Below are 25,104 nucleotides of genomic sequence, written 5' to 3' on the forward strand. Positions count from 1 at the left end.
GGTGCTCCTTAGCGATGGTCACGTTTCAGCTTGCGCTCGAGGTACATCGAGTACCGCGACATGCTGAAACAGAAGATGAAGAAGATGGTGCCGGTGAAAATGTAGGGCTCCCAGTAGATGCCCTTCCAGTTGAAGTCGGCGCGCACGATATCGGTGATGCCCTTCAGCGGATCGAACAGGCCGACAAACACGACCAGCGTGGTGTCCTTGAACATGCCGATAAAGGTCGACACGATGCCCGGGATCGAGATTTTCAGCGCCTGCGGCAGGATGATCAGGCGTTGCGCCTTCCAATATTCCAGCCCCAGCGCATCCGCCGCCTCATATTGGCCGCGCGGCAGGGCCGCCAGACCGCCCCGGATCACTTCGGCGATATAGGCCGAGGCGAACAGGGTCACGAGGATTTCCACCCGCAGGATGATGTCGAAATTGGTGCCCGGCGGCAGGAAGTAGTTCAGCAGCAAGGAGGCCACGAAGAGCAGCGTCACCAGCGGCACGCCGCGGATGAACTCGATGAAGCCCACCGAGAGCGCCTTGACCAGCAGCATGTCCGATTGCCGGCCGAGGGCGAGCATGATGCCCAGCGGCAGGGACAAGGCGATACCGCCCACACCGAGCGTCACCGAGAGCAGGAAGCCCCCGAAGGCATCCGAAGGCACTTTCGTGATGGCGAGCGGAATGGTCTGCTCGAACAGCTCATCGAGCGGGCCGGAGATGTAGCCCCAGAAGATCAGCGGCAGGATCACGGCAAGCAGCGCCGCCACCAGCGTGTTGCGCGGCTCCATCACCCGGTAAGCGACGGCACCGATCACAAAGCCCAGTGCGATCATGATCTCGACCCAGGGGCTGCCGCCCCAGAGCAGCCAGATGGCCAGCAGGGGATAGACCACAGAAAAGGCCAGCAGTTTGCGCGGCACGAAGGAAAAGAGCACCGGCGCCAGCGCCACGAACAAGAGCGCGAAGGTCAGGACCGGGCGCCAGATCAGCTCCCAGGGGTAGAAGCCGAAGATGAACTGGCTCCAGCGTTCCTTCACCACCGCCCAGCAGGCCCCGGTCGCATCAGGTCCCCAGGTTTCCGTGATGATCTGCCGGCATTCCGACAGCGACCCGGCATTCCAGACGCTGTGCAGGAACCACGGCGCAGCCTCGATCCCGAAATGCAGCACGATATAGAGGCCGATCAGCGTCATCAGCGTGTTGATCGGCCCGGAGAACAGGTTCTCGCGCAGCCATTTCAGGGCACCCGCCTCGCTGGCAGGCGCCGGTTTTTGCGGCAACATTTCCCCGCGAACGAAGGCTGCGGAATGGGCATGCGTTCCACTCATCTCAGCGCTCCTTCAGTTTGACGGAATTGTTGTAGATGTTCATCACACCCGAGATCGACAGGCTGATCGCCAGATAGATGAGCATCATCAGCGAGATGCACTCCAGCTCGCGGCCGGTCTGGTTCAGCGTGATGCCACCCAAAGTGCCGCGCAGATCGAGATAACCGACCGCGATCGCCAGCGAGGAGTTCTTGGTCAGGTTCAGGAATTGCGAGATCAGCGGCGGAATGATCACCCGCAGCGCCTGCGGCAGGATCACCAGTTTCATCGTGCGCGAGGGACGCAGTCCCAAGGCAAAGGCGGCCTCGGACTGGCCGCGCGACACGGCGAGAATGCCCGCCCGCACGATCTCCGCGATGAAAGCGCCGGTGTAGAGCGACAGCGCCAGCCACAGAACCACCAGCGAGTTGTTCACATTGACGCCACCGACGAAGTTGAAGCCCTTCAGCTCCGGCATCGTCAGCTCAAAACCCAGCACGATGGCGACGATGGTGATCGGCGCCACGATGAGCAGGATCGATTTCCACCAGGTGGTGGGGCGTTCGCCCGTGGCTTCCTGAACCTTTTTCGCATGCGCCAGAACGCGCGCGTTGATCCAGATGCCCGCGATCAGCGCGACAATCATCAGGGTCACATCCAGCGAGACCGGAATGCTGGCAATATTCACCGACCCCAGACCGCGCAGGAATTCAATCCCCGGAATTGCGGTGTAGCGGTTGGTGGGGGCGATCATGTCAAAGAACACCATCGACGCGGCCGCATTCTCGCCGCGATAGGCATTCGGTGCCGGCATCACCTCGGTGAAGAGCGCCAGAATGATCAGGATCCACAACAGCAACGGCACGTTGCGGAAGACCTCGACGTAGATCGTCATCAGCCGCGCCACCAGCCAGTTTTTCGACAGGCGCAGCACGCCGACGAAAACCCCGATGACCGTGGCGGCCACACAGCCCATCGCCGAGACCAGCAGCGTGTTCAGCAGCCCGACCAGGAGGGCGCGGCCATGCGTGCTGTCATTGGTGTAGGGGATCAGGGTCTGCCCGATGTCATAGCCCGAGCGGTTGCTCAGAAAGCCAAAGTTGAAATCCTTGCCCAGGGCATGCAGATTTCGGATGGTATTGTCGACGAGCCATGCTGCGCCGGCCATCGCCAGCAAGAGTACCACCACCTGGATCGTCGCCGATCGGTAGCGTGTATCGTACAGCAGCATACTCAGCCGAAACGATTGTTTCGGCACGTCTGGTGCGATTGTCATGTATCTATCCCCTGATCCGGAAAGACTGCGGGCCTATGGCCTCATGCGCGGGGTCTGATGCCCCTTGTCTTTTCGGAATTTCCCGGTCGGTCGGTACGAAAAGGGGGCGCGCAGGACCCTATCGGTCCGCGCGCCCCCCTTGATTTCAGATCAACGGAACGGCGGCGTGTAGAGCAGGCCGCCTTGGGTCCATTGTGCGTTCAGGCCACGGGCCAGACCGATCGGGGTGGATTCACCGATGGTCGCAGCGAAGATCTCGCCGTAGTTGCCCGAAGCGGCGATGGCGTTTTTCGCCCAGAGCTTGTCGAGGCCCATCATCGCGCCCAGTTCGTCGGTCGAGCCGAGCAGACGGCCGATTTCCGGGTTCTGGCCTTCGCCACCTTTGGCCAGCTCTTCGATATTGGCCGAGGTGATGCCGAGTTCTTCTGCGGCGATCAGCGCGTTCAGCGTCCAGCGGACGATGTCACCCCAGTTGTTGTCGCCATGGCGCACTGCCGGCCCCAGCGGCTCTTTCGAGATGATTTCCGGCAGGATGATGTGGTTTTCCGGATCGGCAAAAGCCGCACGGGTGGCTGCCAGGCCCGAAGCGTCGGTGGTGTAGGCGTCGCAGGCGCCCGCCAGGTACTGCTGCTCGCCTTCCGCGTTGGTCTCGATCGCGATCGGCTGGTAGGTCATGTTGTTGGCTTTGAAGAAGTCAGCCAGGTTCAGCTCGGTCGTGGTGCCGGTCTGAATGCAGACGGTGGCGCCATCGAGTTCTTTGGCCGAGGACACGCCCAGATCTTTGCGCACCATGAAGCCCTGGCCGTCATAGTAGTTCACGCCCGCGAAATCGAGCTTGAGGTCGGTGTCGCGCGAATAGGTCCAAGTGGAGTTCCGTGCCAGCATGTCGATCTCGCCCGAGGACAGCGCGGTGAAGCGCGTCTGACCGGTGGTCGGCACATATTTCACTTTCGACGCGTCACCGAAAACGGCGGCGGCCACTGCCTTGCACAATGCAACGTCGAAGCCCGACCAGTTGCCATTGGCATCCGGCGCGGCAAAGCCCACGAGGCCGGTGTTCACGCCGCAATTCAATTCGCCACGCGCTTTGACGTCCGACAGCGTATCTGCGGACGCAAAACCAGCCACCAGACCGGCGACCGTCAGCGTGCCAAGAAATACGGATTTTTTCATAGTTACCTCTTCCTGAGTTGCCGCCATTTTTCGGGCGGTTTTATCGGACCCTGCGGTCCTGATGGTCTTCTTGGGGTTATCCCCCAGTAGGACGATAGTGGTCCAATTCGAAATGGCGCGTCAAGGTCGCTTCACGTCGCTTTTCGGAGCAGTTGCGGGGAATTCGGGCAATTGCCCGGCAAATGAGCAATTGCCGTAGGGTCAATTCTGCGGCTGGGCCAATTGCCAGAACCGGGCAGCCAGCAGCAATTCGGCACGCTTCAGCGCGGCCAGCTCATTGGCCTCATCATCTTGGCCCCATTGCTCAATCTGCCAATGCTCATCGATTCGGCTCAGCTCCCAGGCTTCCTCGGCCGACAGACGCCCCCGTGCAACCGCGAGGCCGATCACCAGAGAGCCGGTGATTCCCACGAGGTCGTAGAGCGCCGCCATTTCAAAGGGCGAGAGGTCGGACAATGCGGCGGCGAATGCCGCCGCCGCCGAATCGGGTTGTTGCACCGGCAGCACGCCCTGCGTCACCACCAGTTCCGCCGCCAGCGCCTCGGCCGCCCAGCCAAGCAGCGGGTCCCAGGCGGCGGCTTGCCGGGCGATCAGCTCGGCGGGCTGCGGCGCGCGGTAGCACAGAAGATCGGTGCCGCCATATTCCACCACCATGCTGGCCACCTCGGCCTGCTGGATCGCGACCTTGTCGATGGCGGCATTGGCACCGCGCGTCACCGGCATGGTGGCCGGATTGACCTTGCCGGTCTGCGCATCCCATTCGGCGGCAATCGCTTCGGCCATCTGCCGCGTCGGCACCACCAAGGGCGCTTTTGCCGGGGTTTTCACCGGGCGGCCATCCAGGGTGACGGTGAAACCGCCCTCGACTTCGCTGACATCTGCCGATGTCCAGAACCGCTTCACTGCCCAGGCGTTGCTCATGCCACACTCCACATCTCGTCCAGCGCGGCACCAAGCGCCGCGAAATCCGCCACCAGACAGCGCGCGCCTGCGGCCAGAAGCACCTCGGGCGCATGATAGCCCCAGCGCACGCCAATCGCCGCCACGCCCGCCGCCCGGGCCATTTCCATGTCAAAGCTGGTGTCGCCCAGCATGACCGCATCCGCCGCCGCAATGCCGGTCTCGGCCAGACAGGCCTCAATCATCGAGGGATGCGGTTTCGAGGGGTGATTGTCCGCCACCTGGCGGCTGACAAAGATCCCCTCCAACCCGTGATGGGCCAAAAGCGCATCAAGGCCGCGCTTTGATTTGCCGGTGGCAATCGCCAACACCAGATCCTCGCGCGCGGCGAGGCCGCGGATGAAATCCTCGGCGCCGGGATAGAGCAGTGCAGGCTCCACCTTGCGCTGGCCCATATAGCTGGCCTTGTAGGCGGCGACGATGGCATCGCGGGTGGCCTCTGGCAGCGCCGGGGCCAGCTCGGCCACTGCCTGCGGCAGCGAGAGGCCGACGATGCCCCGCACCTGCGCCAGCGGTGGCGGCACCTGCCCGACGGCCTCAAAGCCGACGGACATCGCGTGGTGGATATGGCTCTGGCTGTCCGAGATCGTCCCATCCACGTCAAAGATGACGAGGCGCAGGCTCATTTCTCATCCGCAAACGGATCGGCGGGCACGTCATTTTCCTGCCAGCCAAGCGTGTTCCAGGTGCGCAGCATATGCTCGGGCATCGGCGCGGTCAGCGTGATCATCTTCTTGGTGACCGGATGCTCGAAGGTGATCGAGCGGGCGTGCAGATGCAGCTTGCGGCTGATCTCGCCGCCGAGCTGCGCGCCCCAGCCATCGCCGAGGTTTTCCTGCCCCGAGCCGCCGTATTTGCCATCGCCGATGATCGGGTGACCATGTTCGGACATATGCGCGCGCAGCTGATGGGTGCGGCCGGTGATCGGCACCAGCGCCACCCAGCTGACCCGGCTGCCGAGCGCATCCATCACCGCGTAATCGGTGGTGGCGCGTTTGGCATTCGGGGTTTCATCCACCTTCGAGGGGTGAATGGCGATCATCTTTTCGCCCTCGCCACCGCCGCCGCGGCCCGGTGCCTTGACCAGACCATAGCGGATGGTGCCCATGCGCGGATGCGGCACACCGGCCACCGCCGCCCAATAGATCTTGCGGGTGTTGCGGTGCCGGAACCCTTCCGAGAGCGCGCGCGCCACCCGGTCGGTCCGCGCCAGCAGCAGCACGCCCGAGGTGTCTTTGTCCAGCCGGTGCACCAGCTTGGGGCGCTCCTTATAGCCAAACTTAAGCGCTTCGGTCAGTCCGTCCACATGACGGTTGCCCTGGCCCGAGCCGCCCTGCGAGGGCAGGCCCGGCGGCTTGTTCAGCGCGATGATATGCTCGTCTTTCCACAGCACCGCCGCCTGGATCATCTTTTCATCGGCGGGCAGGATGGTCGTGCGCGGCTCGCGCAAAGCGCGCGGGGCCACGACGTCACCGGCAGCCGCATCGGGCAGCGGCGGCACGCGGATTTCGGCCCCCGGCCCCACGCGGGTCGCGGCCTTGGCGCGGGCGCCATCCACCCGCACCTGTCCTGTGCGGCACATCTTTTCGATCATGCCTTGGTTCAGCTGCGCAAAGCGCCGCTTCAGCCAGCGGTCGAGGCGCTGTTCGCCCTCATCCACGCCGACGGTCAAAGTCTGTACGGCGCTCATCCGAGGGCTCCCGTGTTCAGGACAGCGCGGGCCATAGCCATCCCCGCCATCAATGCCAACAGCGATGCCACCACCGAGGCCAGCACATAAAACGCGGCCAGCGTCAGCTGACCCCGCTCATAGATCGTGACCGCATCCAGCGAGAAGGCCGAAAACGTGGTGAAACCGCCCAGTATCCCTGTCATCAAAAAGGGCGCGAAACGCATGCCCCCCTTTTGCGCCAAAACCACCACCAGCGCCCCCATAAGGCAGGAGCCGAGAATGTTGACGATCATCGTGCCATAGGGAAAGCCACCGCCCAGCACGCGGCTGGCAGTGACATTCACGAGGTACCGGCCGCTGGCGCCCAAGGCGCCCCCGAGGGCCACAGAAAACAGGGTCTGGATCATCGGGCCTCTCTGGGTGCAAAGGCAGCGAAAGTCAACCGCCGCGCTTGTCGCGCAGCTTGGCAAACCAGTCGACACGCTTTTTCAGCTCGCGCTCAAAACCGCGCTCCACCGGCTGATAGAGCACCGGGCGCTTCATCGTCTCGGGGAAGTAATTCTGTCCGGAAAAGCCATCCTCGGCGTCATGGTCATAGGCATAGCCCTCGCCATAGCCCTGCGCCGCCATCAGCTTGGTGGGGGCGTTGAGGATGTGTTTCGGCGGCGGCTCGGACCCGGTGCGGCGCGCCTCGGCCCGGGCGCCCTTGTAGGCGACATAACCCGCGTTGGATTTCGGCGCGAGGGCCAGGTAGATCACCGTCTGCGCCAGCGCCAGTTCGCCCTCGGGCGAGCCGATCCGCTCATAGATCTCCCAGGCGTGCAGCGCATGGGTCTGCGCCTGCGGGTCGGCCAGACCGATGTCCTCCACCGCCATCCGCACGAAGCGCCGCGCGAGGTAGCGGGGATCTTCGCCCCCCTCCAGCATCCGCGCGAACCAGTAAAGCGCCGCGTCGGGGTCAGACCCGCGCACCGATTTGTGCAAAGCCGAAATCAGGTTGTAATGCTCATCGCCGGATTTGTCGTATTTCGCCGCGCGCCGCATCAGCCGGGTGGACAGCTGGTCGGTGTCGAGCTTGTCGGTCACCTTCCAGGCCAGCACCTGCTCGATCAGGTTCAGCAGCGCGCGGCCATCGCCATCAGCCATCTCCAAGAGCGCCTCGCGCGCCGGAGCCTTCAGCGGCAAGGGACGCGACACAGCCTGCTCGGCCCGCTGGGCCAGCCGCTCAAGATCGGCGAGGCTGAGGCGCTCCAGCACGATCACCTGCGCGCGGCTGAGCACAGCGGCGTTCAACTCAAAGCTCGGGTTCTCGGTGGTGGCACCGACGAGGAGGATGGTGCCATCCTCCATATGCGGCAGGAAACTGTCCTGCTGCGCCTTGTTGAAGCGGTGGATCTCATCGACGAACAACAGCGTCCCCCGCCCCTGCTGCGCGCGCAGCTTGGCCGCCTCAAAAACCTTGCGCAGTTCCGGCACGCCGGAGAAAATCGCCGAGATCTGCACGAAGGCCCGGTCAGAGGCATCCGCGAGCAACCGGGCGATCGTGGTCTTGCCCACCCCCGGCGGCCCCCAGAGGATCAGCGACGAGAGCGAGCCGGCGCCCAGCATCGCCCCCAGCGGCCCCTCGGGGCCCAACACATGCGCCTGCCCGATCACCTCCGACAGGGCAGCCGGACGGATCCGGTCGGCCAGAGGGCGCGGCGCTTCGGGCTTTGGCCCGTCGGAAGGGGGTGCATCAAAAAGATCAGCCATGCGCCCATGCTATCCCCCTGCCCCGGCGGGCGAAAGGTGGCACAGGCATCACATAAGAAAAGGGGGCGGGCCCCCACGGTCCGCCCCCTATCATCGCATCAGATGCAGGTCTGTCAGTGCAGGTTGCCGCTGAAGTTCATCAAGACGACCTGATTGTCGACGCCATCAATGTTCATCACCGGACCCATCGCCGACATGTCGACGCCGACACGCCCCGCCCACCGCGGCCAGGTTGCCGCCAACAGGGTGACGCAATGCGTGGCCCCGAGGGCGCGGACGGAATCACCCAGCTGCGCGATCAGCTGCGTGTGCACCCGGCGACGGACCTGCGCGGGCACGTTATGCGCCACGAACAGCCGCGAGCTTTCCCAGATGTGATCCGCCTGCGGCGCCTCGTCATAGAGAAGATGCGCCGGGATCGTGTCGAGCAGGCCCCGCTGCGCATCGCGGATCATGTAGCTGTAGATGCCGCAACGGGTGGTGGTCGGCGTCAGACGGTTGCCCGCCAGCACATTGCCCTCATCGTCATGCACGACGACCCAGCGGCTGGCGGGCGTGTCGTACTGGTCATATTCCATGCCGAGCGCTTCCGGCAGGTTCCACTTGTTGTGGACGATGAACAGCTCGCGCCGCGCGCGAAGCATGTTGGCGAAAAGCTCGCCGTGGTTGTGGATGTTTTCAAAGGAAAGTGTCGTGGTCTGCATAATATGCTCCTGCAGGTTGGGGTTGAAACGAAACCGTGCGGGAGACAGGGGTGCTCAGATGAGACGATAATCCTTGGCGCGTTGAATCGCCTCGGCAGTGGTACGCGCCATCAACCGGATTCTCGCAGAGTTCAGCCGCGCCTTCAGCGCACTCTCCGATATGCCCAGTTTGGCCGCCGCCGCAGCGTGTCGGTCGCCTCCCGCGATATGCTTGAGTGCTTCGATTTGAGCGCGGGTGAGGTCTTGCGGAAGCTCGGTCATCGCATGCATCCGATGGATCAGCGTGGCAAACATCGCCATTTCATCATCGGTGAATTCGCGCTCTCCATGCGCCGCGCTGGCGATGGTGCGCGACTTGATCGGCCCGCAGGACACTGTCATCCCGTAATTCAGCCCATACCGGCGCGTCTCGTCAAAAATACCAAAAGGATCCGGTAATGACGGATCACTCCAACGGATCACCCCCTCTGTGCTAAAGCCCCAGGCGACCATCGGGTCGCGCAGCGCATAGCCATTCTCGGTGTAGTGATCCAGCCAGGCCTGATCATAGGTCTGAAAGGTCATCAGCGGTGAGGTGAAACGGATGTGCAGGCCTATAAAATACCCTGCCGGCGCGATTTTCGCCAGTTTCCGCAGTTCAATTTCGATTCCAGCATGCGTGACCATATCTTTTTAGACAAGTTGCCAATAATTTCGTCAACCGCAAAATTGGAAGGTTTTCAAACCCTTTGTATAGGTGCCGCACCGTAACGCGGCCACCAAAAGAAAAACCCCGCCAAAGGCGGGGCTTTCCAGAAAGACCGGAGCGTTGGCCTTATGCTTCGGCGGCTTCGCGCTCGAGGCGGGCTTTGTCAGCTGCGCCTTTTGCCGAGGTGTCGCGTTCCACGAATTCGATGATCGCCATCGGGGCCATGTCGCCATAGCGGAAGCCGGCTTTCAGGATACGGACATAGCCGCCCTGACGCTCTTTGTAGCGCGGCCCGAGGATATCGAACAGTTTCGCGACATACATGTCTTGCTTCAGCTGCGAGGCAGCCTGACGGCGGGCGTGCAGATCGCCACGTTTCGCCAGGGTGATCAGCTTTTCGATGATCGGGCGAAGTTCTTTGGCTTTCGGCAGGGTGGTCTTGATTTGCTCATGCTCGATGAGCGAACCGGCCATGTTGGCGAACATCGCTTTGCGGTGCTCATGGGTACGGTTCAGTTTGCGGTAACCGCTGGCGTGACGCATGGGAATCTCCTCTTCGCGTTTTTACTTTGTCCGGCGCACCCTCGAATGGGCGGCTCACCTTGGGGCTTTTGCCCATAGTTCCCCGGCAGATCCGGGCATTGAATGGGGGGCGTTTAGCGACGCCCCCCGAAGTTGTCAATCAGAACTGGTCTTCGAAACGCTTGGCCAGGTCTTCGATGTTTTCCGGCGGCCAGTCTTCGACTTCCATCCCGAGATGCAGACCCATGCCCGAAAGCACTTCCTTGATCTCGTTCAGCGATTTGCGGCCGAAGTTCGGGGTGCGCAGCATCTCGGCTTCGGTTTTCTGGATCAGATCGCCGATGTAGACGATGTTATCGTTCTTCAGGCAGTTCGCCGAACGCACCGAAAGCTCGAGCTCGTCGACTTTCTTCAGCAGGAGCGGGTTGAATTCCAGCCCGTCTTCCGCATCCGCCTTCGAGGCCGATTCCGGTTCGTCGAAGTTGACGAAGATCGACAGCTGGTCTTGCAGGATGCGTGCAGCATAGGCCACGGCGTCATCCGGCGTCAGCGAGCCGTCGGTTTCGATCTTCATGGTCAGCTTGTCATAGTCCAGCACCTGGCCCTCACGGGTCGGCTGCACTTCGTAGCTGACTTTTTTCACCGGCGAATAGATCGCATCGATCGGAATCAGGCCGATCGGCGCATCTTCCGGGCGATTCTTGTCGGCAGCGACATAGCCTTTGCCGGTGTTGACGGTCAGTTCCATGAACAGATCCGCGCCATCGTCGAGGTGACAGATGACATGGTCTTTGTTCAGCACTTCGATGCCGTTCGATTCCGAGATGTCACCAGCGGTGACAACGCCCGGGCCTTTGGCAGAGATCGACAGGCGTTTCGGCCCTTCGACTTCCATCTTCAGGCTCACGCCTTTGAGGTTCAGCACGATATCGGTGACGTCTTCACGCACACCGGCGACGCTGGAGAACTCATGCAGGACGTTGTCGATCTGCACGCTGGTGATCGCAGCACCTTGCAGCGACGACATCAGCACCCGGCGCAGCGCATTGCCCAGCGTCAGACCAAAACCGCGTTCCAGCGGTTCGGCGGTGACGGTGGCCTGACGTGCGGGATCGTTGCCGACCTTCACATCCAGCTGCGCGGGCTTGATCAATTCAGCCCAATTCTTGTGGATCATGCGTTCTGCCTCCATACTTGTCCCAGACCCATGTCCGTTATCCGGGACGCCCGAGGATAAAAACGAAAGCGACCGGGCCGCGTGAAGAATCACACGGCCCGATCACTGTAGTGTCGATTAGACGCGACGGCGCTTCGGCGGACGGCAGCCGTTGTGAGCCATCGGGGTCACATCACGGATCGAGGTGATGTTGAAGCCGGCAGCGGCCAGCGCGCGCAGCGCCGACTCACGGCCCGAACCCGGGCCCTGCACTTCGACTTCCAGCGTTTTCACGCCGTGTTCCTGGGCTTTTTTGCCAGCATCTTCAGCAGCCATCTGAGCGGCATAAGGGGTCGATTTACGCGAACCCTTGAAGCCCATGGTGCCAGCCGACGACCAGGCAATCGCGTTGCCCTGCACGTCGGAGATCAGGATCTTGGTGTTGTTGAACGAGGAGTTCACATGAGCAACGCCAGAGGCGATGTTCTTGCGCTCTTTGCGCTTCATGCGGGTCTTATCACGAGCCATAGCTATACCCTCCCCTTATTTCTTCTTACCAGCAATGGCCTTAGCGGGGCCTTTGCGGGTACGGGCGTTGGTGTGGGTACGCTGACCGCGGACGGGCAGGTTACGGCGGTGACGCAGGCCGCGGTAGCAGCCGAGGTCCATCAGACGTTTCACGTTCGTCGAGACTTCGCGACGCAGGTCGCCCTCAACGGTGTGGTTCGCGTCGATGTATTCGCGGATCGCGAGCACTTCGGCATCCGACAGCTCGTTCACACGACGGGTGCGATCGATGCCAACGGCGGCGCAGATGAGCTCAGCGGTGTGGTTGCCGATACCGGCAATGTAGGTCAATGCGATCGGGACGCGTTTCCCGGTCGGAATGTTGACGCCAGCAATACGTGCCAAACGTGTCTTCCTTCATGTTGCGGTTCCGTATCGCCGGAACCTTTTTTCACAACCAAGCCCCGTAAACGAAGCAGGGCCAAACGACATCACGACGCAGGTACGAGACCAGGAATCCGTGACGATTCTCGTGCGAGACGCCGTGACCTAGAGGGATTTGACCCTCAGGTCAAGCGTCAAGCCTAATTTACCGTGTGCGCGCGGAAATCAGCCGCGATCCTGATCCAGAATCGCTGCGACTTCGCCTGCGACCGCGTCAATCTCGCCCAGGCCATCGACCGAGAAGAGATCGCCGAGCGCGTAGTAATACCCGATCAGCGGCGAGGTCTTTTTGTAATATTCCATCAGCCGCTGCTTCAGGCTGTCGGCATTGTCATCCGCCCGACGCCGCAGATCATGCGAGCCACAGACGTCACAGGTGCCCTCAACGGCGGTCGGTTTGGTCTGATCGTGGTAGACCTCACCGCAATTGCCGCAGGTGAAGCGGCCGGTGATGCGCGCCACGAGTGCCGCATCATCCACCCGCATCTCCACCACGGCATCCAGACGCTGCCCCATCCGGGCCAGCAGCCGACCCAACGCATCTGCCTGCGGCAGCGTGCGGGGAAAGCCGTCAAAGATGAAGCCACCGGCAGAATCACCCACCAGCTTTTCCTCGATCAGACCGATCACGATCTCATCGGTGACCAGCTCGCCGCGGCTCATCACTTCGGCCACGCGTTTGCCCATCTCGGTGCCCGAGCTTTGGGCCTCGCGGAGCATGTCACCGGTGGAGAGCTGCACCATGTTGCGCTCTTCCACCAGCTTGCGTGCCTGCGTCCCTTTTCCGGCCCCCGGGGGCCCCAACAGGATGATGTTGACCATGGTGTCCCCTTCCCCGGATCAGCGGCGCGACGGCGCGCGTTTGGCAGTGGTTTTCTTCTTGCCGCGCAGCTGCGACTTCTCGATCAGGCCTTCGTATTGGTGCGCCAGCAGGTGCGACTGGATCTGCTGGATCGTGTCCATCGTCACCGAGACCACGATCAGCACCGAGGTGCCGCCGAAGTAGAACGGGATCGAGAATTGCGAGCGGAGGATTTCCGGCAAGAGACAGATTGCTGCCAGATAGGCCGACCCGATCACCAGGATCCGTGCCACAACATAGTCGAGGTAGTCTTCGGTCTTTTTGCCCGGACGGATGCCCGGAATAAACCCGCCCTGATTCTTCAGGTTGTCGGCCACATCATCGGATTTGAACGCCACGTTGGCCGTGTAGAAATAGGCAAAGAACACGATCATCGCGACGAAGAACAGCAGATAGAGCGGCTGCCCGGGGCCGAAATAGGCCAGGATCGTCGACATCACCGGGCCGGTATTCGCGCCCGAGAAGGTTGCCAAAGTCGTCGGCAGCAACAGGAGCGAAGAGGCAAAGATTGCCGGGATCACGCCTGCCGGGTTGACTTTGATCGGCAGATGGCTCGAGCCGCCGTCATAGATTTTCATGCCCACCTGACGGCGGGGATATTGGATATGGATCTTGCGCAGCGCGCGCTCCATGAAGACCACCGCGCCGATGACCAGCACGACCATCACCAGCACGCCCAGCATCACCGGGGTCGAGATGGCACCCGAACGGCCCTGGCTGAAGAACTGTGCCAGATGCGCCGGGATCTCGGCGACGATGCCGACAAAGATGATCAGCGAGGTGCCATTGCCGATGCCGCGGCTGGTGATCTGCTCCCCCAGCCACATCAGGAACATGGTGCCGCCCACGAGGGTAATCACCACCGACATCTGGAAATACAGGCCCGGGGCATGGGCCAGACCACCGGCCTCAAGGCTTTTCGCAAGGCCGTAGGCCTGGAAGAGCGCGAGGGCCACGGTGGCGTAGCGGGTGTATTGGTTGATCTTCTTGCGGCCCGCTTCGCCCTCTTTCTTCAACCCTTCCAGCGCCGGGACCATGGAGGTCAGCAGCTGGACGATGATCGAGGCCGAAATATAGGGCATGATGCCGAGGGCGAAGATGCCCATCCGACCCAGCGCACCACCGGTGAACATGGTGAGGATGCCGCCAAGACCTGCCCCGGCCTGCTCCATGAAATTGCGAAGCGCAATGCCATCGATGCCCGGAACCGGGATATAGGTGCCCAGACGGTAAACCATCAAAAGCCCGAGGGTGAAGAAAATGCGGCTGCGAAGCTCGGTCGCCTTGCCCAAGGCGCCCCAGCTGAGGTTCGCCGCCATTTGCTCTGCAGCAGATGCCATGTGCGCTGTCTCTTTCATGGACAGCGCCGCCGAACCGTTTTCCGGTCGGCGGCGCTTGGAAAACTAGTGCCTATGTAAGCGGCGCGGGGGCCGCCGACAACTGCTTATTCAGCGGCAACGCTTGCCACGTTCAGCTTGCCACCGGCTTTCGCAACAGCTTCCACCGCCGGAGCCGAGGCGCCGGTGACGGTGATGGTTGCGGGAGCGGTCAGCTCGCCTTTGGCCAGAACGCGGATCCCGTCGAGAACGCGGCGCACCAGACCCGATGCAACCAGCACTTCTTCGGTGATCTCGACTTTGCCGTCGATTTTGCCGAGGTCGATGAATTTCTGGATCAGGCCCAGGTTCACCACGGCGTAATGCTTTTGGTTCGGCTTGTTGAAGCCCCGTTTCGGCAGACGCCGATAGAGGGGCATCTGGCCGCCTTCATAGCCGCCAATGGCCACGCCCGAACGGGACTTCTGACCTTTGATACCGCGACCGGCGGTTTTACCTTTGCCCGAGCCCGGACCACGTGCAACGCGTTTCTTTTTACGGGCAGCGCCGGGATTGTCGTGCAGTTCGTTCAGTTTCATGTCGCTAACTCCTGGCCGGAACTGCCCTACCAGCGACGGATGGGGCAAACACGGCATTTCTTGTTGATTGAACCAGATGATTCCGGGCCCCAGAGAGGGCCACCGGGGGCGTATAGACGCCAAAGCCCCCTGTGGCAAGCCCTCCCCTGCCCCGCGCCTCTGCCGCCCCCCGCACGCGACAATCCGCCACGCACGGTCGCGCCTCAGCCGGCGAAGAAACCCCAGCCATCCGGCTCAAGCCCGAATTCGGCCGCAAGGCGCGTCAGACGCTCTTCATGCGCCCAAAGCCCCTCGACGCTCAGAGGTTCGGATGCCGTGGTCACCGCCACCTCATCCTCGTCTTCCAGCCACTCGGCTTCGTAGCCGAGTGCTGCCGCTGCGGCGGCGAAACCCGCGCCATTGGCATCTTCATCCTCAACGACGAATTGAAAATTGACGCAGGCCGTCTCCGGCAGCGCCTGCATCGCCACGATCTCGCGAAAAATCTCTTCGGTTTCGCGTTTCTGACCCTTCAGATCCATTCTTTCCTCCGGTTGCAGCGCGGTCCGCTGCCAGGCCGCCCATATGAAAAACGCCCCGCTTTCGCAGGGCGCTTTCTGATCCGAGAGAAGAGGCCTCAGGCCTTTTCTTCGATGATTTTTACAAGATGCGGGATCTTGTTGACCATGCCGCGGACCGAAGGAGTGTCTTCGAGTTCACGGGTGCGGTTCATCTTGTTCAGGCCCAGACCTTTGAGGGTCGCGGTCTGAACGGCCGGACGACGCGCGGCCGACGCATATTGCTTCACGACGATGGTAGCCATTGTCCTGTTCCTTATGCTTCGACGACTTCAGCGTCGGGCTTCTTCAGGATGTCGCCAACCTTCTTGCCGCGACGTTGCGCGACCTGACGGGGGCTCGATTCCTGCTTCAGACCGTCGATGGTCGCGCGGATCATGTTGTACGGGTTCGACGAACCCAGCGATTTCGCCACAACGTCCTGGACGCCGAGCATCTCGAACACAGCGCGCATCGGACCACCGGCGATGATACCGGTACCGGCAACGGCCGTCCGCATGACCACTTTACCGGCGCCGTGACGGCCCTCGATATCGTGGTGCAGGGTGCGGGCGTCCTTCAGCGGCACGCGAACCAGCGAACGTTTCGCCTGCTCGGTCGCTTTCCGGATCGCTTCCGGCACTTCTTTCGCTTTGCCCTTGCCGAAGCCGACGCGACCACGCTGGTCACCGACAACGACGAGTGCGGCGAAGCCGAAGCGCTTACCACCCTTCACGGTTTTCGACACACGGTTGATCGCCACCAGGCGGTCAGCGAATTCCGGGGTTTCCGTCTCACGACGATCGTCGCGGCGGTCCCGGCGGTTTTGTTGTTCTGCCATTGTAAAACTCCTCAGAACTTCAGGCCGCCTTCACGGGCAGCGTCGGCCAAAGCCTTGATCTTCCCGTGAAAGAGGAAACCGCCACGGTCGAAGTAGCACTCTTCGACCCCGGCCTTCTTAGCCCGCTCGGCAATCGCCGCACCGACTTTCGTCGCCGCTTCGACGTTGTTCTTGCCGATCACGCCCAGATCCTTTTCGAGGGTCGAGGCGGCGGCAACGGTCACGCCGTTCACGTCGTCGATCAGCTGAACGCTGATGTTCTTCAGAGAGCGATGGACCGAAAGGCGAAGACGCCCGTTGGCCATAGCCCGCAGTTTGTTCCGAACGCGCAGGCGGCGCTTGAGGAACAGATCTCTCTTGTTGTTCGCCATGATCGCGCCCCTTACTTCTTCTTGCCTTCCTTGCGGAAGATGAACTCACCTTTGTAGCGGATGCCTTTGCCTTTGTAGGGCTCGGGCTGGCGCCACTCACGGATGTTCGCAGCGACCTGACCAACGAGTTGTTGATCGGTGCCTTCCACAACGATTTCAGTTTGCTTCGGCGAGGTCACGGTGACCCCTTCCGGAACTTCGAAGTTGACTTCGTGGCTGTAGCCCAGCGAGAGCTTCAGGACGTTGCCGTTCATCGCAGCGCGGTAACCCACACCTTGAATTTCCAGCTCTTTCTTGAAGCCTGCGGTTACGCCCGTCACCAGGTTCGCAACCATCGACCGTGCCATACCCCATTGCTGGCGCGCACGTTTCGAGGTGCCGCGCGGCGTCACCGTGACGGTCGAGCCGTCGAGGGTGATCGTCACGTCATCCGTGGCCGTAAAGTTCCGGGTGCCTTTCGGGCCCTTCACTTCGATCGTCTGACCGCTCACCGAGGCCGAAACCCCCGAGGGCAGCTCGACCGGTTTTTTCCCAATACGAGACATCTTGCCCTCCTTAGAACACGGTGCAGAGCACTTCGCCGCCAACATTGGCGGTGCGTGCGGCGGCGTCCGTCATCACACCCTTGGGGGTGGACACGATCGACAGGCCCAGGCCGTTACGCACGGTCGGGATGTCTTTAACGCTGGCGTACACGCGGCGACCCGGTTTCGAAACGCGTTTGAGTTCGCGGATCACCGGGGTACCTTCGAAATACTTCAGGCTGATTTCAATTTCCGGCTGGCCAGCGGCGCTCACCGTTTTCTCATAACCACGGACATAGCCTTCCGAGACCAGCACATCCAGCACCCAGGCGCGCAGCTTGGAAGCAGGCGTCTTGACGGTGGACTTGCCGCGCAGTTGCGCGTTGCGGATACGGGTCAGCATATCGCCGAGAGGATCGTTCATCGACATGTCTCGACCTCCTTACCAGCTCGACTTCACCATGCCGGGAATCTGACCGAAGGAGGCCAGTTCGCGCAGCATGATCCGCGAGAGTTTGAGCTTACGGTAGTAAGCATGGGGACGACCGGTCAGTTGGCAACGGTTGTGCAGACGGACGGCCGACGAATTGCGGGGCAGCTCAGCCAGTTTCAGAGTCGCTTTGAAGCGCTCTTCCATCGGCAGGGACTGGTCTTCGATGATCGCTTTCAGAGCCGCGCGCTTGTCAGCGTATTTGCTGACCAGCTTCGCGCGCTTCTTCTCGCGCTCAACCATGGAAACTTTTGCCATTGTCTCTTTCTCCCCGCGATCAGCTGTTGAAAGGCATGTTGAATTGCTTCAACAGCGCTTTCGCGACCGCGTCGTCTTTCGCGGTGGTGCAGATGATGATGTCCATGCCCAGAACTTCATCGACTTTATCAAAGTCGATTTCCGGGAACACGATATGCTCTTTCAAGCCCATCGCGTAGTTACCACGACCGTCAAACGAGCTGCCTTTGACGCCGCGGAAGTCGCGGACGCGCGGCAGCGCGATGGTGATCAGGCGGTCCAGGAATTCATACATCCGGTCGCCACGCAGCGTGACTTTGCAGCCCAGCGGCATTTCTTCACGAACGCGGAAGCCGGCGATCGACTTTTTCGCTTTCGTGATGACGGCCTTCTGACCCGCGATCAGCGACAGCTCCTCGGAGGCCTGTTTGACCTTCTTGGTGTCTTTGACCGCTTCGCCAACGCCCATGTTCAGGACGATCTTGTCCAGACGCGGCAGTTGCATGTCGTTCTTGAAGCCGAACTCTTCCTTCAAGGCGGCACGGATGACGTCCTTGTAGTGCGCTTTCAGGCGCGGAGTATAGGTAGCAGCGTCCAACATCAGATCGCCTCCCCGGTGGTCTTGGCGAAACGCACTTTCTTGCCGTCTTCCTCGCGGAAGCCGACGCGGGTGGCTTTGCCGTTGGCATCAAGCAGAGCCAGGTTCGACAGATCGATCGGCATCGCTTTCGAGATGCGGCCGCCCTGTTGGGTCTGGGTCTGACGGGTGTGGCGGATCGCCATGTTCACGCCTTCGACAACAGCTTTGTTGTCTTTCGGAGCGACCGAAGCGATTTCACCTTGCTTGCCTTTGTCTTTACCGGCGAGCACGACGACCTTGTCGCCCTTGCGAAGTTTCGCAGCCATTACAGCACCTCCGGCGCAAGCGAGATGATCTTCATGAAGTTCTTCGCACGCAGCTCACGCACGACCGGCCCGAAGATACGGGTGCCGACCGGTTCGCCCTGGTTGTTCAGGATGACGGCAGCGTTACGGTCGAAGCGGATGGCGGTGCCATCTTCACGACGGACTTCTTTGGCGGTGCGCACGACGACGGCCTTGCGGACGTCACCTTTCTTCACGCGACCACGCGGGATGGCTTCCTTCACGGAAACGACAATGATGTCGCCCACCGACGCATAGCGACGGTGCGAACCACCCAGGACCTTGATGCACTGAACTCGGCGAGCGCCGGAGTTGTCAGCAACATCCAGATTGGTCTGCATCTGGATCATTTGGTTTCTCCCGACCTTTGGGGACTATCCCCAGGGTTTCGATAAAGCGGGACCAGTCGAAGCTTACGCCTCGACAACGACGGTCCAACGTTTGGTTTTCGAAATCGGCGCGCATTCTTCGATACGAACGGTATCGCCGGTTTTGAATTGGTTCAGCGCGTCGTGCGCGCGGTATTTTTTCGACTTACGAACGGTTTTGTGCAGCAGCGGGTGCTTAAAACGACGCTCGACGAGAACCGTGATGGTTTGCTCGTTCTTGTCCGAGGTCACAACGCCTTGCAGGATACGTTTCGGCATGGGTGTGCTCCTCAGTTCGCCGCCGCGACGGCGGCTTTCTGGTTCAGGACCGTCTTGATGCGGGCAACGTCACGACGGACGGTGCGCATGCGGGCGGTGTTTTCCAGTTGGTTGGTGGCTTGTTGGAAGCGCAGGTTAAACGCCTCTTTCTTCAGCGCAACCAGCTCGTCGCGGAGCTGGTCAGGCGTCTTTGCCGACAGTTCTTGGGCGTTCATGCGCCTTTTCCCTTTTTCAATCACCAGCAGGCCCCGAAAATCTGGGTGACCTGTGATCTGGTGGATCAATGATGAACACGCGAATCCCGAAGCCCGGGAATCGCGCGATGCGTCCGTATAGGGGAAGGAACCCAAGAGAACAAGGGAAACTTTGCGCGCCCCTGCCCTCCGGCACCACCGCCCCCATCACGCAAAAAGGCCCCACCGTTTCCGGCGGGGCCCCTTCGATTTTCGGCGCGTTGCGCGACCTGGGATTACCAGTCTTCGCGGGCGACGATCCGGCTCATCACCGGAAGTTTGTTGGCGCCCAGACGCAGCGCTTCACGGGCGATCGGCTCGGCAACGCCGTCGATCTCGAACATGATGCGGCCCGGTTTCACCTTGGCTGCCCAGTAGTCGATCGAGCCTTTACCTTTACCCATCCGGACTTCGGTCGGTTTCGACGAAACCGGGACATCCGGGAAGATACGGATCCAGACACGGCCTTGACGCTTCATGTGGCGGGTGATCGCGCGGCGGGCCGCTTCGATCTGCCGCGCCGTGACGCGCTCCGGCTCCGTGGCTTTGAGAGCGAAAGACCCGAAGTTCAGGTTGAAGCCGCCTTTGGCTTCACCGCTGATCCGGCCTTTGAACTGTTTGCGGAACTTCGTCCGTTTCGGTTGCAGCATCTCTCATACTCCTCAACGAGCGTCGCGACGCGGGCCGCGCGGTGCCGGACCCTCTTGGGCTTCGGCTTGGCGACGGTCACGTGCTTGCGGGTCGTGCTCCATGATCTCGCCTTTGAAGATCCAGACCTTCACCCCGATGATCCCGTAAGCGGTTTTCGCTTCATGGGTCGCGTAGTCGATGTCTGCACGCAGGGTGTGCAGCGGCACGCGGCCTTCACGGTACCATTCGGTCCGCGCGATTTCAGCGCCGCCGAGACGGCCGCCAACGTTCACACGGATGCCGAGAGCGCCGATGCGCATGGCGTTCTGCACGGCGCGCTTCATGGCACGACGGAACGAAACGCGGCGTTCGAGCTGCTGGGTGATCGATTCCGCGACCAGCTGAGCGTCGAGCTCCGGCTTGCGCACTTCAACGATGTTGAGGTGCAGCTCGGATTTCGTCATGTTGGCAAGTTTCTTGCGCAGCGTTTCGATATCCGCGCCTTTTTTGCCGATGATGACGCCCGGACGGGCTGCGTGGATCGTGACGCGGCACTTTTTGTGCGGACGCTCGATGATCACGCGGGAGATGCCCGCTTGCTTGGCTTCTTCATGGATGAAGTCGCGCATCTTGAGATCTTCAAGAAGCAGATTCCCATAGTCTTTCGACTCAGCGAACCAACGGCTGTCCCAGGTGCGGTTGACCTGAAGGCGCATGCCGATCGGATTGACCTTCTGACCCATTACGCACGCTCCTCGATCTGACGCACCTTGATGGTGATTTCCGAAAACGGCTTCATGATCTTGCCGAACCGGCCACGCGCACGCGGACGACCGCGTTTCATGACCAGGTTTTTGCCAACCCAGGCTTCAGCAACGATCAGGCTGTCAACGTCCAGCCCGTGGTTGTTCTCAGCGTTGGCAATGGCCGACTGAAGACATTTCTTCACATCGTCCGAGATCCGCTTTTTCGAGAAGGTGAGGTCGGCCAGAGCCTTGTCCACTTTCTTGCCACGGATCAGCGCAGCCACCAGATTCAGTTTCTGGGGCGAAGTGCGAAGCATCTTGGTCTTCGCCATCGCCTCATTGTCCGCCACGCGGCGCGGATTCTGTTCCTTACCCATGGCTTACTTCCTCTTGGCTTTTTTGTCGGCAGCGTGGCCGTAATAGGTACGGGTCGGCGAGTATTCACCGAACTTCTGGCCGATCATTTCCTCGGTGACGTTCACCGGGATATGTTTGTGGCCGTTGTAGACCGCAAAGGTCAGACCCACAAATTGCGGCAGGATGGTGGAGCGGCGCGACCAGATCTTGATCACTTCGCTTTTGCCCGACTCGCGCGCTTTCTCGGCTTTCTTCAGCACATAAGCGTCGACGAAGGGGCCTTTCCAAACAGAACGTGCCATGGATTAACGACCCTTCTTAGCGTTGCGCGAACGGACGATATACTTGTCCGTGGCCTTGTTCTTACGGGTCTTGTTGCCCTTGGTCCCTTTACCCCAGGGGGTAACCGGGTGACGACCACCCGAGGTCCGGCCTTCACCACCACCATGCGGGTGGTCGATCGGGTTCATGGCGACACCGCGAACGCTCGGGCGGATGCCCTTGTGACGGTTACGACCAGCTTTACCGAGGTTCTGGTTCGAGTGGTCGGCGTTCGACACCGCACCCACCGTTGCCATGCACTCTTGACGGACCATGCGCAGCTCGCCCGAGGACAGGCGGATCTGAGCGTAGCCACCGTCACGACCAACGAACTGAGCATAGGTGCCTGCAGCGCGGGCCAGCTGGCCGCCCTTGCCGGCTTTCAGCTCGACGTTGTGCACGATGGTACCGATCGGCATGCCCGAGAACGGCATCGCGTTGCCCGGCTTCACGTCGGTCTTGGCGCCAGCGATCACGCTGTCACCCACGGCCAGACGTTGCGGCGCCAGGATATAGGCCTGTTCGCCGTCTTCGTATTTCACAAGTGCGATGAAGGCGGTGCGGTTCGGGTCATATTCGATCCGTTCGACGACTGCCGCCATGTTGAACTTGTTGCGCTTGAAATCGACGATGCGATACAGACGCTTTGCCCCACCGCCAATGCGGCGCATCGTAATCCGTCCGGTATTGTTCCGGCCGCCCGATTTCGTCAGACCCTCGGTGAGGGATTTGACGGGGCGACCTTTCCAAAGCTCCGAACGGTCGATCAGAACCAGCCCACGCTGGCCAGGCGTCGTCGGCTTATACGACTTGAGTGCCATGCTTTCTGTCTTCCGTTGCTTTGGACCAAAGGTCCGTTTCGTTCTGAGCGTTTCCGCTCTTTACGTGCGTTCCGTCGCCGGATCGCAAAATGGTCCGCGGCCCCGAGAAAACCCGGGGCCGCGAGATTCGTTGCCTTCTATCAAAGGCCGGTGGAGACGTCGATAGTGTTTCCGTCTTCCAGCGTCACATAGGCTTTCTTCACGTCGTTCCGCACGCCGGTTTTGCCGCGGAATTTCTTGACCTTGCCTTTGGTGATCGTCGTGTTGACCGCTTTCACCTTCACACCAAACAGCGCCTCAACGGCCTCTTTGATCTGCGGTTTGTTCGAGTCGATCGAGACCTGGAACACCACGGCGCCGTTTTCGGACGCCATCGTGGCTTTCTCGGTGATGATCGGCTTGCGGATCACGTCGTAGTGTTCAGCTTTCGCACTCATTTCAGGCGAGCCTCCAGAGCTTCGACGCCGGCCTTGGTGATGACCAGGGTGTCGCGTTTCAGGATGTCATAGACGTTGGCCCCCATCGTCGGCAGAACATCGATACCTTCGATGTTGCGCGCGGCGCGGGCGAAGTTTTCGTTCACTTCGGCACCGTCGATGATCAGAACGCGCTTCCAGCCGAGCTCCTTGGCGACTTTCGCCAGGATCGCGGTTTTGGCTTCGGCCATCACAGCCTCGTCCAGGATGACCAGGTTGCCCGCAACGGCTTTCGCCGAGAGTGCGTGCTTCAGGCCCAGAGCGCGGAACTTTTTCGGCAGGTCATGCGCATGGCTGCGCGAAACCGGGCCTTTGTACGTACCACCGTGACGGAAGGTCGGCGCCTTGCGGGAACCGTGACGTGCGCCACCGGTGCCTTTTTGGCGGTAGATCTTCTTGGTCGAGTAGCTCACGTCCGACTTGCCCAGCGTCGAGTGGGTACCCGCCTGGCTGCGCGCACGCTGCCAGCGGACCACACGGTGCAGGATGTCCGCGCGCGCTTCCAGACCGAAGATATCGTCCGGGAGTTCGATCGAACCAGCCTTGCCGGCGTCGAGTTTGATCACATCGAATTTCATGCTTCACCCCCTTCGGCCGAAACTTCTTCGACCGGAGCAGCCGCAACAGCCGATTTCAGACCGGCGGGCAGCGGCAGGTTTTGCGGCAGCGGTTTTTTGACCGCGTCCTTGACCGTGACCCAGCCACCTTTCGAGCCCGGAACCGAACCTTTGACCATGATCAGGCCGCGGTCGGCATCGGTTTTCACCACTTGGATGTTTTGCGTGGTCACACGCACAGCACCCAGATGGCCAGCCATTTTCTTGCCTTTGAACACCTTACCCGGGTCTTGGCACTGGCCGGTCGAACCGTGCGAACGGTGCGAGATCGACACGCCGTGCGAGGCGCGCAGACCACCGAAGTTGTGACGCTTCATCGCACCGGCAAAGCCTTTACCGATCGAGGTACCGGCGATGTCGACGAACTGGCCTTCATTGTAGTGCTCGGCCGAGATCTCGGCGCCGACTTCAATCAGGTTGTCGGGCGACACGCGGAATTCCGCGATCTTGCGCTTCGGCGCCACGTTCGCTTTCGCGAAATGGCCGCGCAGGGCTGCGGTGGTCCGCTTGGCTTTCGCCGTGCCAGCACCCAGCTGAACAGCGGTATAGCCGTCACGCTCGGCGGTGCGCTGAGCCACCACTTGCAGGTTGTCGAGTTGGAGGACGGTCACCGGAACTTGGCGGCCATCTTCGAGGAACAGCCGGGTCATGCCCAGCTTCTTGGCGATTACACCAGAACGCAGCATCAGATACGCCCTCCTCAGACTTTGATTTCGACGTCGACGCCGGCAGCCAGGTCGAGCTTCATCAGCGCGTCCACGGTTTGCGGGGTCGGATCGACGATGTCGAGAAGACGCTTATGCGTGCGGATTTCCCACTGGTCACGCGACTTTTTGTCGATGTGCGGGCCACGCAGAACGGTGAATTTCTCGATTTTGTTCGGCAGCGGGATCGGGCCCCGGACCGTTGCACCGGTACGCTTTGCGGTGTTGACGATTTCCTGGGTGCTGGCGTCCAGCACACGGTAATCGAACGCCTTCAGCCGGATGCGAATGTTTTGACTCATTGTCTTGCCTCTCGCGGGCTTCAGTTGAGAGGCAGACGGAACCTCATGCTCCGCCTGCGTCGAACCTTGGTCTTCCAGAAGACGCGAGGCCCGCCCTAGGGGCAGGCCGGAATCACGTCTCTTTAAAACCGATGGCGCGCAATACAAGGCGCGCCATCGGCAATCAAGCTAAAAGCGACGGCGCGATCCAAAAGACCGCGCCTGCACCTGAATTACTTCAGGATTTTCGACACGACGCCTGCGCCGACGGTGCGGCCGCCTTCACGGATGGCGAAGCGCAGTTTTTCTTCCATGGCGATCGGCGCGATCAGTTCGACTTCGAACTTCAGGTTGTCGCCCGGCATCACCATTTCAGTGCCTTCCGGCAGTTTCACGGTGCCGGTCACGTCGGT

At 61.2% G+C, this 25,104-nt stretch carries 38 protein-coding genes and 1 pseudogene; all 39 read right to left on the minus strand.

Annotation, left to right across the window (positions count from 1 at the left end):
• Positions 1-8: 8 nt before the first annotated feature.
• On the minus strand, positions 9-1,325 hold the full coding sequence (locus ACEN2S_RS13455) for an amino acid ABC transporter permease (protein WP_441866672.1): 1,317 nt from the start codon (positions 1,323-1,325) through the stop codon (positions 9-11).
• 1 nt (position 1,326) lies between these two features.
• Positions 1,327-2,580 carry an amino acid ABC transporter permease gene (locus ACEN2S_RS13460; RefSeq protein ID WP_441866673.1) on the minus strand — a complete coding sequence of 418 codons (1,254 nt, stop codon included), beginning with the start codon at positions 2,578-2,580 and terminating at the stop codon, positions 1,327-1,329.
• Positions 2,581-2,730: 150 nt separating this feature from the next.
• Positions 2,731-3,753 carry an amino acid ABC transporter substrate-binding protein gene (locus ACEN2S_RS13465; protein WP_441866674.1) on the minus strand — a complete coding sequence of 341 codons (1,023 nt, stop codon included), beginning with the start codon at positions 3,751-3,753 and terminating at the stop codon, positions 2,731-2,733.
• Positions 3,754-3,954: 201 nt separating this feature from the next.
• Positions 3,955-4,674: an ATP12 family chaperone protein gene (locus ACEN2S_RS13470; protein ID WP_441866675.1), complete on the minus strand. Its 720-nt coding sequence runs from the start codon at positions 4,672-4,674 to the stop codon at positions 3,955-3,957.
• Positions 4,671-5,339, minus strand: coding sequence for an HAD-IA family hydrolase (locus tag ACEN2S_RS13475; protein ID WP_441866676.1), 669 nt, complete (start codon positions 5,337-5,339; stop codon positions 4,671-4,673). The genes ACEN2S_RS13470 and ACEN2S_RS13475 overlap by 4 nt, the downstream gene beginning before the upstream one ends.
• Positions 5,336-6,403: an RluA family pseudouridine synthase gene (locus ACEN2S_RS13480; RefSeq protein WP_441866677.1), complete on the minus strand. Its 1,068-nt coding sequence runs from the start codon at positions 6,401-6,403 to the stop codon at positions 5,336-5,338. The genes ACEN2S_RS13475 and ACEN2S_RS13480 overlap by 4 nt, the downstream gene beginning before the upstream one ends.
• Positions 6,400-6,792: a fluoride efflux transporter CrcB gene (gene crcB / locus ACEN2S_RS13485; protein ID WP_441866678.1), complete on the minus strand. Its 393-nt coding sequence runs from the start codon at positions 6,790-6,792 to the stop codon at positions 6,400-6,402. Before crcB ends, ACEN2S_RS13480 begins: the two co-directional genes overlap by 4 nt.
• Before the next feature lie 31 nt (positions 6,793-6,823).
• Complete coding sequence (locus tag ACEN2S_RS13490) at positions 6,824-8,137, minus strand: replication-associated recombination protein A (RefSeq protein WP_441866679.1); 1,314 nt, start codon at positions 8,135-8,137, stop codon at positions 6,824-6,826.
• Between the two features lie 113 nt (positions 8,138-8,250).
• Positions 8,251-8,841 (minus strand): acyl-homoserine-lactone synthase, encoded by a 591-nt coding sequence (locus ACEN2S_RS13495; RefSeq protein WP_441866680.1) that lies wholly within the window; start codon positions 8,839-8,841, stop codon positions 8,251-8,253.
• Between the two features lie 54 nt (positions 8,842-8,895).
• A complete protein-coding gene (locus ACEN2S_RS13500) occupies positions 8,896-9,507 on the minus strand; it encodes an autoinducer binding domain-containing protein (protein ID WP_441866681.1) in 612 nt (203 codons plus the stop codon).
• 148 nt (positions 9,508-9,655) lie between these two features.
• Positions 9,656-10,072 (minus strand): 50S ribosomal protein L17, encoded by a 417-nt coding sequence (gene rplQ / locus ACEN2S_RS13505; protein WP_441866682.1) that lies wholly within the window; start codon positions 10,070-10,072, stop codon positions 9,656-9,658.
• A gap of 139 nt (positions 10,073-10,211) precedes the next feature.
• Positions 10,212-11,228 carry a DNA-directed RNA polymerase subunit alpha gene (locus tag ACEN2S_RS13510; protein WP_441866683.1) on the minus strand — a complete coding sequence of 339 codons (1,017 nt, stop codon included), beginning with the start codon at positions 11,226-11,228 and terminating at the stop codon, positions 10,212-10,214.
• Between the two features lie 117 nt (positions 11,229-11,345).
• Positions 11,346-11,735, minus strand: coding sequence for a 30S ribosomal protein S11 (gene rpsK, locus ACEN2S_RS13515; RefSeq protein WP_441866684.1), 390 nt, complete (start codon positions 11,733-11,735; stop codon positions 11,346-11,348).
• Between the two features lie 15 nt (positions 11,736-11,750).
• Entirely contained in the window at positions 11,751-12,119 is a 369-nt protein-coding gene (rpsM, locus tag ACEN2S_RS13520) for a 30S ribosomal protein S13 (protein ID WP_441866685.1), read from the minus strand.
• 204 nt (positions 12,120-12,323) lie between these two features.
• Complete coding sequence (locus ACEN2S_RS13525; protein WP_441866686.1) at positions 12,324-12,980, minus strand: adenylate kinase; 657 nt, start codon at positions 12,978-12,980, stop codon at positions 12,324-12,326.
• A gap of 18 nt (positions 12,981-12,998) precedes the next feature.
• The gene (gene secY, locus ACEN2S_RS13530; protein ID WP_441866687.1) at positions 12,999-14,360 is read right to left on the minus strand and encodes a preprotein translocase subunit SecY; all 1,362 of its coding nucleotides are present in this window, start codon (positions 14,358-14,360) and stop codon (positions 12,999-13,001) included.
• 104 nt (positions 14,361-14,464) lie between these two features.
• A complete protein-coding gene (gene rplO, locus ACEN2S_RS13535) occupies positions 14,465-14,935 on the minus strand; it encodes a 50S ribosomal protein L15 (RefSeq protein WP_441866688.1) in 471 nt (156 codons plus the stop codon).
• A gap of 203 nt (positions 14,936-15,138) precedes the next feature.
• Positions 15,139-15,456 (minus strand): ribonuclease E inhibitor RraB, encoded by a 318-nt coding sequence (locus ACEN2S_RS13540; protein ID WP_441866689.1) that lies wholly within the window; start codon positions 15,454-15,456, stop codon positions 15,139-15,141.
• A 95-nt stretch (positions 15,457-15,551) separates the two neighbouring features.
• A complete protein-coding gene (gene rpmD, locus ACEN2S_RS13545; protein WP_441866690.1) occupies positions 15,552-15,737 on the minus strand; it encodes a 50S ribosomal protein L30 in 186 nt (61 codons plus the stop codon).
• Between the two features lie 11 nt (positions 15,738-15,748).
• Positions 15,749-16,312 carry a 30S ribosomal protein S5 gene (rpsE, locus tag ACEN2S_RS13550; protein ID WP_441866691.1) on the minus strand — a complete coding sequence of 188 codons (564 nt, stop codon included), beginning with the start codon at positions 16,310-16,312 and terminating at the stop codon, positions 15,749-15,751.
• 11 nt (positions 16,313-16,323) lie between these two features.
• A complete protein-coding gene (gene rplR, locus ACEN2S_RS13555; protein ID WP_441866692.1) occupies positions 16,324-16,683 on the minus strand; it encodes a 50S ribosomal protein L18 in 360 nt (119 codons plus the stop codon).
• A gap of 11 nt (positions 16,684-16,694) precedes the next feature.
• Complete coding sequence (rplF, locus tag ACEN2S_RS13560) at positions 16,695-17,228, minus strand: 50S ribosomal protein L6 (RefSeq protein WP_441866693.1); 534 nt, start codon at positions 17,226-17,228, stop codon at positions 16,695-16,697.
• Between the two features lie 10 nt (positions 17,229-17,238).
• Positions 17,239-17,637 (minus strand): 30S ribosomal protein S8, encoded by a 399-nt coding sequence (gene rpsH, locus ACEN2S_RS13565; protein WP_441866694.1) that lies wholly within the window; start codon positions 17,635-17,637, stop codon positions 17,239-17,241.
• A gap of 12 nt (positions 17,638-17,649) precedes the next feature.
• On the minus strand, positions 17,650-17,955 hold the full coding sequence (gene rpsN, locus ACEN2S_RS13570) for a 30S ribosomal protein S14 (RefSeq protein WP_441866695.1): 306 nt from the start codon (positions 17,953-17,955) through the stop codon (positions 17,650-17,652).
• 19 nt (positions 17,956-17,974) lie between these two features.
• The gene (gene rplE / locus ACEN2S_RS13575) at positions 17,975-18,535 is read right to left on the minus strand and encodes a 50S ribosomal protein L5 (RefSeq protein ID WP_441866696.1); all 561 of its coding nucleotides are present in this window, start codon (positions 18,533-18,535) and stop codon (positions 17,975-17,977) included.
• A complete protein-coding gene (rplX, locus tag ACEN2S_RS13580; protein WP_441866697.1) occupies positions 18,535-18,840 on the minus strand; it encodes a 50S ribosomal protein L24 in 306 nt (101 codons plus the stop codon). Before rplX ends, rplE begins: the two co-directional genes overlap by 1 nt.
• Entirely contained in the window at positions 18,840-19,208 is a 369-nt protein-coding gene (gene rplN / locus ACEN2S_RS13585) for a 50S ribosomal protein L14 (protein WP_022705624.1), read from the minus strand. The genes rplX and rplN overlap by 1 nt, the downstream gene beginning before the upstream one ends.
• 63 nt (positions 19,209-19,271) lie before the next feature.
• Entirely contained in the window at positions 19,272-19,505 is a 234-nt protein-coding gene (gene rpsQ, locus ACEN2S_RS13590) for a 30S ribosomal protein S17 (RefSeq protein WP_441866698.1), read from the minus strand.
• An 11-nt stretch (positions 19,506-19,516) separates the two neighbouring features.
• A complete protein-coding gene (rpmC, locus tag ACEN2S_RS13595) occupies positions 19,517-19,720 on the minus strand; it encodes a 50S ribosomal protein L29 (RefSeq protein WP_441866699.1) in 204 nt (67 codons plus the stop codon).
• 254 nt (positions 19,721-19,974) lie between these two features.
• Positions 19,975-20,388: a 50S ribosomal protein L16 gene (rplP, locus tag ACEN2S_RS13600; protein ID WP_441866700.1), complete on the minus strand. Its 414-nt coding sequence runs from the start codon at positions 20,386-20,388 to the stop codon at positions 19,975-19,977.
• Positions 20,389-20,400: 12 nt separating this feature from the next.
• Positions 20,401-21,111, minus strand: coding sequence for a 30S ribosomal protein S3 (gene rpsC / locus ACEN2S_RS13605; protein WP_441866701.1), 711 nt, complete (start codon positions 21,109-21,111; stop codon positions 20,401-20,403).
• Positions 21,111-21,491 carry a 50S ribosomal protein L22 gene (rplV, locus tag ACEN2S_RS13610; RefSeq protein ID WP_441866702.1) on the minus strand — a complete coding sequence of 127 codons (381 nt, stop codon included), beginning with the start codon at positions 21,489-21,491 and terminating at the stop codon, positions 21,111-21,113. Before rplV ends, rpsC begins: the two co-directional genes overlap by 1 nt.
• 3 nt (positions 21,492-21,494) lie before the next feature.
• The gene (rpsS, locus tag ACEN2S_RS13615) at positions 21,495-21,773 is read right to left on the minus strand and encodes a 30S ribosomal protein S19 (protein WP_441866703.1); all 279 of its coding nucleotides are present in this window, start codon (positions 21,771-21,773) and stop codon (positions 21,495-21,497) included.
• Between the two features lie 3 nt (positions 21,774-21,776).
• Positions 21,777-22,613 carry a 50S ribosomal protein L2 gene (gene rplB, locus ACEN2S_RS13620; protein WP_441866704.1) on the minus strand — a complete coding sequence of 279 codons (837 nt, stop codon included), beginning with the start codon at positions 22,611-22,613 and terminating at the stop codon, positions 21,777-21,779.
• 140 nt (positions 22,614-22,753) lie between these two features.
• Entirely contained in the window at positions 22,754-23,050 is a 297-nt protein-coding gene (locus tag ACEN2S_RS13625) for a 50S ribosomal protein L23 (RefSeq protein WP_441866705.1), read from the minus strand.
• Positions 23,047-23,667: a 50S ribosomal protein L4 gene (rplD, locus tag ACEN2S_RS13630; protein ID WP_441866706.1), complete on the minus strand. Its 621-nt coding sequence runs from the start codon at positions 23,665-23,667 to the stop codon at positions 23,047-23,049. The genes ACEN2S_RS13625 and rplD overlap by 4 nt, the downstream gene beginning before the upstream one ends.
• Complete coding sequence (gene rplC, locus ACEN2S_RS13635) at positions 23,664-24,392, minus strand: 50S ribosomal protein L3 (protein ID WP_441866707.1); 729 nt, start codon at positions 24,390-24,392, stop codon at positions 23,664-23,666. The genes rplD and rplC overlap by 4 nt, the downstream gene beginning before the upstream one ends.
• Positions 24,393-24,406: 14 nt before the next feature.
• On the minus strand, positions 24,407-24,712 hold the full coding sequence (gene rpsJ / locus ACEN2S_RS13640; RefSeq protein WP_441866708.1) for a 30S ribosomal protein S10: 306 nt from the start codon (positions 24,710-24,712) through the stop codon (positions 24,407-24,409).
• 212 nt (positions 24,713-24,924) lie between these two features.
• Positions 24,925-25,104: pseudogene (tuf, locus tag ACEN2S_RS13645) on the minus strand (elongation factor Tu); the annotation flags it as partial.

Source organism: Phaeovulum sp. W22_SRMD_FR3 (assembly GCF_052113705.1).
Taxonomy (GTDB): domain Bacteria; phylum Pseudomonadota; class Alphaproteobacteria; order Rhodobacterales; family Rhodobacteraceae; genus JBGQOG01.

Coding starts and splice junctions, on each gene's coding strand:
- ACEN2S_RS13455 (WP_441866672.1), bottom strand. CDS start 1,325: ATGAGTGGAACGCATGCCCATTCCGCAGCCTTCGTTCGCGGGGAAATG.
- ACEN2S_RS13460 (WP_441866673.1), bottom strand. CDS start 2,580: ATGACAATCGCACCAGACGTGCCGAAACAATCGTTTCGGCTGAGTATG.
- ACEN2S_RS13465 (WP_441866674.1), bottom strand. CDS start 3,753: ATGAAAAAATCCGTATTTCTTGGCACGCTGACGGTCGCCGGTCTGGTG.
- ACEN2S_RS13470 (WP_441866675.1), bottom strand. CDS start 4,674: ATGAGCAACGCCTGGGCAGTGAAGCGGTTCTGGACATCGGCAGATGTC.
- ACEN2S_RS13475 (WP_441866676.1), bottom strand. CDS start 5,339: ATGAGCCTGCGCCTCGTCATCTTTGACGTGGATGGGACGATCTCGGAC.
- ACEN2S_RS13480 (WP_441866677.1), bottom strand. CDS start 6,403: ATGAGCGCCGTACAGACTTTGACCGTCGGCGTGGATGAGGGCGAACAG.
- crcB (WP_441866678.1), bottom strand. CDS start 6,792: ATGATCCAGACCCTGTTTTCTGTGGCCCTCGGGGGCGCCTTGGGCGCC.
- ACEN2S_RS13490 (WP_441866679.1), bottom strand. CDS start 8,137: ATGGCTGATCTTTTTGATGCACCCCCTTCCGACGGGCCAAAGCCCGAA.
- ACEN2S_RS13495 (WP_441866680.1), bottom strand. CDS start 8,841: ATGCAGACCACGACACTTTCCTTTGAAAACATCCACAACCACGGCGAG.
- ACEN2S_RS13500 (WP_441866681.1), bottom strand. CDS start 9,507: ATGGTCACGCATGCTGGAATCGAAATTGAACTGCGGAAACTGGCGAAA.
- rplQ (WP_441866682.1), bottom strand. CDS start 10,072: ATGCGTCACGCCAGCGGTTACCGCAAACTGAACCGTACCCATGAGCAC.
- ACEN2S_RS13510 (WP_441866683.1), bottom strand. CDS start 11,228: ATGATCCACAAGAATTGGGCTGAATTGATCAAGCCCGCGCAGCTGGAT.
- rpsK (WP_441866684.1), bottom strand. CDS start 11,735: ATGGCTCGTGATAAGACCCGCATGAAGCGCAAAGAGCGCAAGAACATC.
- ACEN2S_RS13525 (WP_441866686.1), bottom strand. CDS start 12,980: ATGGTCAACATCATCCTGTTGGGGCCCCCGGGGGCCGGAAAAGGGACG.
- secY (WP_441866687.1), bottom strand. CDS start 14,360: ATGGCATCTGCTGCAGAGCAAATGGCGGCGAACCTCAGCTGGGGCGCC.
- rplO (WP_441866688.1), bottom strand. CDS start 14,935: ATGAAACTGAACGAACTGCACGACAATCCCGGCGCTGCCCGTAAAAAG.
- ACEN2S_RS13540 (WP_441866689.1), bottom strand. CDS start 15,456: ATGGATCTGAAGGGTCAGAAACGCGAAACCGAAGAGATTTTTCGCGAG.
- rpmD (WP_441866690.1), bottom strand. CDS start 15,737: ATGGCTACCATCGTCGTGAAGCAATATGCGTCGGCCGCGCGTCGTCCG.
- rpsE (WP_441866691.1), bottom strand. CDS start 16,312: ATGGCAGAACAACAAAACCGCCGGGACCGCCGCGACGATCGTCGTGAG.
- rplR (WP_441866692.1), bottom strand. CDS start 16,683: ATGGCGAACAACAAGAGAGATCTGTTCCTCAAGCGCCGCCTGCGCGTT.
- rplF (WP_441866693.1), bottom strand. CDS start 17,228: ATGTCTCGTATTGGGAAAAAACCGGTCGAGCTGCCCTCGGGGGTTTCG.
- rpsH (WP_441866694.1), bottom strand. CDS start 17,637: ATGTCGATGAACGATCCTCTCGGCGATATGCTGACCCGTATCCGCAAC.
- rpsN (WP_441866695.1), bottom strand. CDS start 17,955: ATGGCAAAAGTTTCCATGGTTGAGCGCGAGAAGAAGCGCGCGAAGCTG.
- rplE (WP_441866696.1), bottom strand. CDS start 18,535: ATGTTGGACGCTGCTACCTATACTCCGCGCCTGAAAGCGCACTACAAG.
- rplX (WP_441866697.1), bottom strand. CDS start 18,840: ATGGCTGCGAAACTTCGCAAGGGCGACAAGGTCGTCGTGCTCGCCGGT.
- rplN (WP_022705624.1), bottom strand. CDS start 19,208: ATGATCCAGATGCAGACCAATCTGGATGTTGCTGACAACTCCGGCGCT.
- rpsQ (WP_441866698.1), bottom strand. CDS start 19,505: ATGCCGAAACGTATCCTGCAAGGCGTTGTGACCTCGGACAAGAACGAG.
- rpmC (WP_441866699.1), bottom strand. CDS start 19,720: ATGAACGCCCAAGAACTGTCGGCAAAGACGCCTGACCAGCTCCGCGAC.
- rplP (WP_441866700.1), bottom strand. CDS start 20,388: ATGCTGCAACCGAAACGGACGAAGTTCCGCAAACAGTTCAAAGGCCGG.
- rpsC (WP_441866701.1), bottom strand. CDS start 21,111: ATGGGTCAGAAGGTCAATCCGATCGGCATGCGCCTTCAGGTCAACCGC.
- rplV (WP_441866702.1), bottom strand. CDS start 21,491: ATGGGTAAGGAACAGAATCCGCGCCGCGTGGCGGACAATGAGGCGATG.
- rpsS (WP_441866703.1), bottom strand. CDS start 21,773: ATGGCACGTTCTGTTTGGAAAGGCCCCTTCGTCGACGCTTATGTGCTG.
- rplB (WP_441866704.1), bottom strand. CDS start 22,613: ATGGCACTCAAGTCGTATAAGCCGACGACGCCTGGCCAGCGTGGGCTG.
- ACEN2S_RS13625 (WP_441866705.1), bottom strand. CDS start 23,050: ATGAGTGCGAAAGCTGAACACTACGACGTGATCCGCAAGCCGATCATC.
- rplD (WP_441866706.1), bottom strand. CDS start 23,667: ATGAAATTCGATGTGATCAAACTCGACGCCGGCAAGGCTGGTTCGATC.
- rplC (WP_441866707.1), bottom strand. CDS start 24,392: ATGCTGCGTTCTGGTGTAATCGCCAAGAAGCTGGGCATGACCCGGCTG.
- rpsJ (WP_441866708.1), bottom strand. CDS start 24,712: ATGAGTCAAAACATTCGCATCCGGCTGAAGGCGTTCGATTACCGTGTG.